The 6196-nt window shown below is 65.8% G+C and carries 8 protein-coding genes; 4 read left to right on the forward strand and 4 right to left on the reverse strand.

The genetic code is table 11. The features are described 5' to 3' along the window. Window positions 1–8: 8 nt before the first annotated feature. From OH705_RS24015 to OH705_RS24025, 3 genes are read right to left on the reverse strand one after another with little or no spacing between them, the layout of a single operon-like run. Entirely contained in the window at window positions 9–530 is a 522-nt protein-coding gene (locus tag OH705_RS24015; RefSeq protein ID WP_023632562.1) for a DUF2937 family protein, read from the reverse strand. 9 nt (window positions 531–539) lie between these two features. After that, complete coding sequence (locus OH705_RS24020; RefSeq protein WP_094010045.1) at window positions 540–1313, reverse strand: class II glutamine amidotransferase; 774 nt, start codon at window positions 1311–1313, stop codon at window positions 540–542. A gap of 16 nt (window positions 1314–1329) precedes the next feature. After that, window positions 1330–1839: an MFS transporter gene (locus OH705_RS24025; protein ID WP_094010046.1), complete on the reverse strand. Its 510-nt coding sequence runs from the start codon at window positions 1837–1839 to the stop codon at window positions 1330–1332. 125 nt (window positions 1840–1964) lie between these two features. On the opposite strand from OH705_RS24025, the gene OH705_RS24030 reads away from it, so the two are divergent. Together OH705_RS24030 and OH705_RS24035 are read left to right on the forward strand one after the other, a co-directional pair. Further along, the gene (locus OH705_RS24030; protein WP_267303124.1) at window positions 1965–4007 is read left to right on the forward strand and encodes a S9 family peptidase; all 2043 of its coding nucleotides are present in this window, start codon (window positions 1965–1967) and stop codon (window positions 4005–4007) included. An 85-nt stretch (window positions 4008–4092) separates the two neighbouring features. Next, window positions 4093–4566 (forward strand): cyclic nucleotide-binding domain-containing protein, encoded by a 474-nt coding sequence (locus OH705_RS24035; protein WP_038705606.1) that lies wholly within the window; start codon window positions 4093–4095, stop codon window positions 4564–4566. Window positions 4567–4718: 152 nt separating this feature from the next. Here the strand turns inward: OH705_RS24035 and OH705_RS24040 are convergent, their stop codons facing one another. Beyond that, on the reverse strand, window positions 4719–4994 hold the full coding sequence (locus OH705_RS24040; protein ID WP_038705605.1) for a hypothetical protein: 276 nt from the start codon (window positions 4992–4994) through the stop codon (window positions 4719–4721). A gap of 132 nt (window positions 4995–5126) precedes the next feature. On the opposite strand from OH705_RS24040, the gene OH705_RS24045 reads away from it, so the two are divergent. Both OH705_RS24045 and OH705_RS24050 read left to right on the forward strand, forming a co-directional pair. Beyond that, window positions 5127–5492, forward strand: coding sequence for a YajD family HNH nuclease (locus OH705_RS24045; protein WP_023632486.1), 366 nt, complete (start codon window positions 5127–5129; stop codon window positions 5490–5492). A gap of 73 nt (window positions 5493–5565) precedes the next feature. Then, the gene (locus OH705_RS24050) at window positions 5566–6036 is read left to right on the forward strand and encodes an RNA methyltransferase (protein WP_023632487.1); all 471 of its coding nucleotides are present in this window, start codon (window positions 5566–5568) and stop codon (window positions 6034–6036) included. Window positions 6037–6196 lie beyond the last annotated feature (160 nt).

The following is a 6196-nucleotide window of genomic DNA, read 5'->3' on the forward strand; positions in this document are numbered from 1 at the left end:
CAACAGCATCACCGCCAGCTTTCCTTCACCACCTTGCGCCGCCCACCGAGGATCACCCAGCCAATCACCAGCAACAGGCTCTCGACCACGAACGCCAGCACGAACCCGCTGCCGATCCCCCAGCCGATCGCCTCGGGCACCAGCAGGATCTGGTAGCTGTAGCCCTTGAGCGTCTCTTCGCGCAGCGTCGGCTCCGGCTGCACCAGCACATGCCAGGTGCGGCTCACCCACGAGCCTTGCAGGGCCTGCCACTCATGCTCCAGCGCTTGGTTGCGGATCAGCAGGCTTTCGATGCTGTTGGCATCGCTGTTGAACACCGGATCGTCGCTGCTGCGGTAATGCCGCACCAGCGCCTGCAGGTCGCCGTTGAAGAAGCGCTGCGCGGTCTGGCGGAAGCCGTCCAGGGCCTGGCGCGACTCGAGCAGGTGCGCCTCGACGCGCTGGCTGTAGTCCTTGACCAGCCCCGGCACCTGGAGACCGGCCAGCAGGCCGAAGGTGAACAACAGCAAACGCAGGTAACTTCTGAACATGCAGCTTCCTTAGCTCTGGCCGTGGGCGACGCACTCGCCGTGGCGCCACAGCCCCCACTGACCCGGCTCGTAGCGGTTCCAGGTCTCGTTCTCGGTCAAGGCCTCGGTGGCGATCACCGTAACCACGTCGTTGGGGGTGGTTTGCGTGTGGAAGTCGACGATCAGGTCGACATCCTTCAGCCGCGCCGCACCGAACGGTGCGCGGCGGGTGATGTGCACCAGTTTGGTCGAGCAGAAGCAGAACAGCCAGTCGCCGTCGCTGAGCAAGCAGTTAAATACGCCCTTGCCGCGGTACTCGGCGCAAGCCTCGACCAGCACCGGCAGCAACTGCTCGGCTTCCACCGGCTCGGGGAAGGCCTCGCGGATACGATTGAGCAGGTCGCAGAAGGCGGCCTCGCTGTCGGTGTCGCCAATTGGTCGGTAGAACGTGCGCTGTGCGGCGAAATCACCCAACTGGCCGTTGTGCGCGAAGCACCAGTTGCGGCCCCACAGCTCGCGCACGAACGGGTGGGTGTTGGACAGGCAGACCTTGCCGACGTTGGCCTGGCGGATATGGCCGATGACCACTTCGCTCTTGATCGGGTAGCGCTGCACCAGGTTGGCCACTTCCGACTCGCTGCTCGCCGCCGGGTCCTGGAACAGGCGCAGGCCGCGCCCCTCGTAGAAACCGATGCCCCAGCCATCGCGGTGCGGGCCGGTGCGCCCGCCGCGCTGCATCAGGCCGGTGAAGCTGAAGACGATATCGGTGGGGACGTTGGCGCTCATGCCCAGCAGTTCGCACATGTTCGCGGCTCCTGGCTTACAGACGGGGTTCGACGCGGCCCTGCCCGGGGCCGGAGCGGCGCACGGAGGCCGGTGGCGGATCGTCGCGGTAGCGGTCGTGACGATTGGCGGCCAGGGACGCATCGGCCACGACCTCCTCCTCTTCCTTGGCCTGGCGCTGGGCGGCGGCCTCACGCTGGGCGCGGCGTTCGCGGGCACGCTTTTCCAGCGGCCAGCGGATCAGCACGAAGACAAAGTACAGGGCAAAGGCGATCATCCCGTACATGGCAAGGTCCGAGGCTGCACGCCAGGCGTTGTTGCCGACCTTGAAGGCGAGGTCCAGCGCGGTGATGGCGATGGCCGGAGCGAAGCTTTCCTTGACCGGGTCGACGATGGTCGGGGCGAACAGCAGCACGGCGATGATCACCCGCAGCGGCTCGCGCAGCCAGCGCCACATCCAGCCGGTCAGCTTGAAACCCACCAGCAGGCAGCCCAGGGCGGCAACGGCGTACAGGCCCCAGGCCAGCGTATAGTCGTGTTCGGTCATGGTGTTGGTGCAAGCCAGGCAAAGAGACGCCTATGATAAACACTTTTACCGGCGCAGGCTGCCCCCGCACCGCATGCGACCCGCAGTGGCCCCTCGCGAGGGGCCCATCATCGATGAGATCACCCATGCCCCTGACCCTTCCCGCCCCTATCGCCCATCAAGCCGACGGCAACGACCCCTACGCCTGGCTGCAGGACCGCGACACGCCCGAGGTGCTGGCCTACCTGGCCGAGGAAAACGCCTACCAGGAAGCCTGCCTGGCCGGCCAGGCGCCGCTGCGTGAGCAACTGTTCGAAGAGATCAAGAGCCGCATCCTCGAGACCGACCTGTCGCTGCCATCGCCCTGGGGTCCGTACCTCTACTACACCCGCACCACCGCCGGCGACGAGTACCCGCGCCACTACCGCTGTCCGCGCCCGGCCGACGACAGCAATACGGTCGAGGAAAGCCGCGAGGAACTGCTGCTCGACCCCAATGCGCTGGCGAACGGCGGTTTCCTCTCCCTCGGCGCCTTCAGTATCAGCCCCGACCATCGCCTGCTGGCCTACAGCCTGGATACCAGCGGCGACGAGGTCTACACCCTGTACGTCAAGGACCTGGCCAGCGGCGCGCTGAGCGCCCTGCCCTTCGACGACTGCGACGGCAGCATGACCTGGGCCAACGACAGCCAGACGCTGTTCTTCGCCGAGCTGGACGACACCCACCGCCCCTGGCGCCTGCGCCGCCACACCCTGGGCGAGGCCGCGGCCACCAGCGTATTCGAAGAACCCGACGGACGTTTCTTCCTGCACTGCTACCGCGCCAGCTCCGAACGCCAACTGGTGCTGCTGCTCAACAGCAAGACCACCAGCGAAGCCTGGGTGCTCGATGCGGCCACGCCGCACGCCGACTTCACCTGCCTGGCGCCACGGGTCGAAGGCCATGAGTACTTCCCCGACCATGGCCAGCTCGACGGTCAATGGCGCTGGTTCATCCGCAGCAACCAGGACGGTATCAACTTCGCCCTGTTCCATGCGCCGGCAGACAGCGTGCCGGCCCGCGCGCAATGGCAGGTGCTGGTGCCGCACCGCGACGACATCATGCTAGAAGGCGTCAGCCTCAATGCCTCGGCGCTGTCCCTGAGCCTGCGCGAAGGCGGCCTGCCGATCATCGAAGTGCGCCCGCAAGGCCTGCCGGCCTACCGCGTCGAACTGCCGGACGCCGCCTACAGCCTCTACGTGCAGGACAGCCTGGAATTCGCCAGCTCGCGCATCCGCCTGCGCTACGAAGCCCTCAACCGCCCGGCCCAGGTGCGCCAGCTGGAGCTGGCCACAGGCGCCCAGCAGGTGCTCAAGCAGACCCCGGTGCTCGGCGCGTTCGACGCCGACGACTACATCAGCCAGCGCCTGTGGGCGGTGGCCAAGGACGGCACCCGGGTACCGATCAGCCTGGTGCGCCGTCGCGCCGACGAAGGCAAGACGGTGCCGCTCTACCTTTACGGCTATGGTGCCTACGGCGAGAGCCTCGACCCGTGGTTCTCCCATGCCCGCCTGAGCCTGCTGGAGCGTGGCGTGGCCTTCGCCATCGCCCATGTGCGCGGTGGCGGCGAGCTGGGTGAAGCCTGGTACCGGGCCGGCAAGCAGGAACACAAGCACAACAGCTTCGACGACTTCATCGCCTGCGCCGAACACCTGATCGCCGAAGGCGTGACCAGCCGCGAACGCCTGGCCATCAGTGGCGGCAGTGCCGGCGGCCTGCTGATGGGCGCGGTGCTCAACCTGCGCCCTGAGCTGTTCCGCTGCGCCATCGCCGAAGTGCCGTTCGTCGATGTGCTCAACACCATGCTCGACCCCGAGCTGCCGCTGACCGTCACCGAGTACGACGAATGGGGCAACCCGGAAGACCCCGAGGTGTATGCGCGGATCAAGGCCTACGCGCCGTACGAGAACGTCAAGGCTCAGGCCTACCCGGCCATGCTGGTGATCGCCGGCTACAACGACAGCCGAGTGCAGTACTGGGAGGCGGCCAAGTGGGTGGCACGCCTGCGCACGCGCAAGACCGACGCCAACCTGCTGCTGCTCAAGACCGAGATGGGCGCCGGCCACGGCGGCATGAGCGGCCGCTACCAGGGGCTGCGCGACGTGGCGTTGGAGTATGCGTTCGTCTTCAATGAGCTGGGCGTGGCGTAAAACGCGAATTTCGTTGTCTCACAAGCGCCACGGCCACAGATTGTGCGCACGCGGCGCTTTCCAGACATGCGAAGAAGAACAACACATGCCCGACACCCAGCACCTGAACGCCGAAATCCGCGACATGCTCATGGACTGCGGTCTGTTCGACACCCTGCAGCCCAGCGATTTCGTCACCGCCGCCGGCTATTTCAGCCTCACCGCCGTGAACGAAGGCCAGATCCTGTTCAGCGAAGGCGACGCCGGTACCTTCATGTGCATCCTCCACCGTGGCGTGGTCTCGGTGCGCAAGACCGACGGCAACGGCACCGAGGTAGAAATCGCCACCCTGCGCAAGGGCCGAGCCTTCGGCGAGATGGCCGTGCTCGACGGCGAGCGCCGCTCGGCCACCTGTGTGGCCGCCAGCGACTGCCAGTTGCTGACCCTGGGCAAGGATTCGCTGGAGAAGATGCTCGCCGACGCGCCGCGCATTGCCGCCCGCATCATTCGCGCCCTGGCCGTGGCGCTTTCACGGCGCCTGCGGATGCAGGATGGCCAGCGCCTGGCACAGCAGATCTAGGCTCTGTACGAAAAGTCTTGAGACGCAGGTCAGGCAAGGCGAAAACAGCCGAGGAACGCCCGGGGTCGCGCCCGACTGTACTGGAGTACATGAGCATTCCGAGGCTGTTTTCAACGCAGCATGAACAAGTATCAAGGCTTTTCGTACAGAGCCTAATCGCGCTTGGGCGGCGGTTTTGGCGAATCCTGGTTCAACCCCGGCAACGGTTGGTCCTTCGGCGGCCCCGGCACCGGCATGGGCGGCAGCAGCGGCGCGCCGGGCCGGTTGGCACCGGCCTTGGGCGGCGTGCTCGGGGTGATCTGCGGGTAGGGTGTCGGCGTCGGCGTCCCCGGGGCCCCCGGGACGGTCGTGAGCGGCCGCTGCTGACCTGCAGCGTCGGCCAACGGCACTGCGCCAAGCAACAATGCAGCGAGGATCGCATGCAACATCTGCAGCCTCCTGTCAGAAACCTTCCTACAGGCTATGCCCAATGGCGCATTTTTGCCTGTCCGCCCGCCCGACTGGCGCGCTAGACTCAAGGACATAACCGTCATTGCCCTGATTAGAAAAAAGGTAACACCATGAGTTCCACCTCCGACGCCACCGCCCGCCTCGACCGTATCCTCGCCGACGCCAAGCGCGACAAGGAAATGGGCTATCGCGACAAGGCGCTGAAAATGTACCCCCACGTCTGCGGCCGCTGCACCCGCGAGTTCTCCGGCAAACGCCTGTCGGAACTGACCGTGCATCACCGCGACCACAACCACGACAACAACCCCCAGGACGGCTCCAACTGGGAACTGCTGTGCCTGTACTGCCACGACAACGAGCATGCCCGCTACACCGACCAGCAGTATTTCAGCGAAGGTTCGCTGAGCACACCGAAAGTCGCCGTGGCCACCCACAACCCGTTCGCCGGCCTGGCCGCGCTGATGAAGAAGGACTGACCGTCGATTCCCGCCCCCGCCGTGTCGGCAAGCCCGTATAATCGCGCTCTTTTTTTGCGAAGGGCCCCGACACGTGGCGAACAAACGGTACAGCTGCATCGGCCTGTTCAACCCCAAATCGGCCGAGAACGTCGGCTCGGTGATGCGCGCGGCAGGCTGTTATGGCGTCAACTCGGTGTTCTACACCGGCAAGCGCTATGAGCGCGCCCGCGATTTCGTCACCGATACCAAGCGGGTGCACTACGACATCCCGCTGATCGGCATCGACGACCTGCAACGCATCATTCCGTTGGGCTGCACGCCGGTGGCGGTGGAGCTGGTGGACGGTGCGCGCGCCCTGCCCGAATACACCCACCCGGACCGGGCGATCTATATCTTCGGGCCTGAGGATGGCTCGTTGAGCGAGGACGTACGTGGTTGGTGCGAAGAGACTATCTATATCCCGACCCAGGGTTGCATGAACCTCGCGGCGACGGTCAACGTGGTGCTGTATGACCGCATGGCCAAGGGGCTCAATACCCGCTCGGGGCCGAAATTCAAGTAGGCCGGTCCGGCCCCTTCGCCGGCAAAGCCGGCTCCTACAGGCGCCATGCGCGCTCCTGCACCACCTGGAACTGCTCGGTTGCCGTTGCCGTTGCCGTTGCCGTTGCCGTTGCCGTTGCCGTTGCCGTTGCCGTTGCCGTTGCCGTTGCCGTTGCCGTTGC

The organism is Pseudomonas sp. BJa3 (genome assembly GCF_026343815.1).
Lineage (GTDB): Bacteria > Pseudomonadota > Gammaproteobacteria > Pseudomonadales > Pseudomonadaceae > Aquipseudomonas > Aquipseudomonas soli.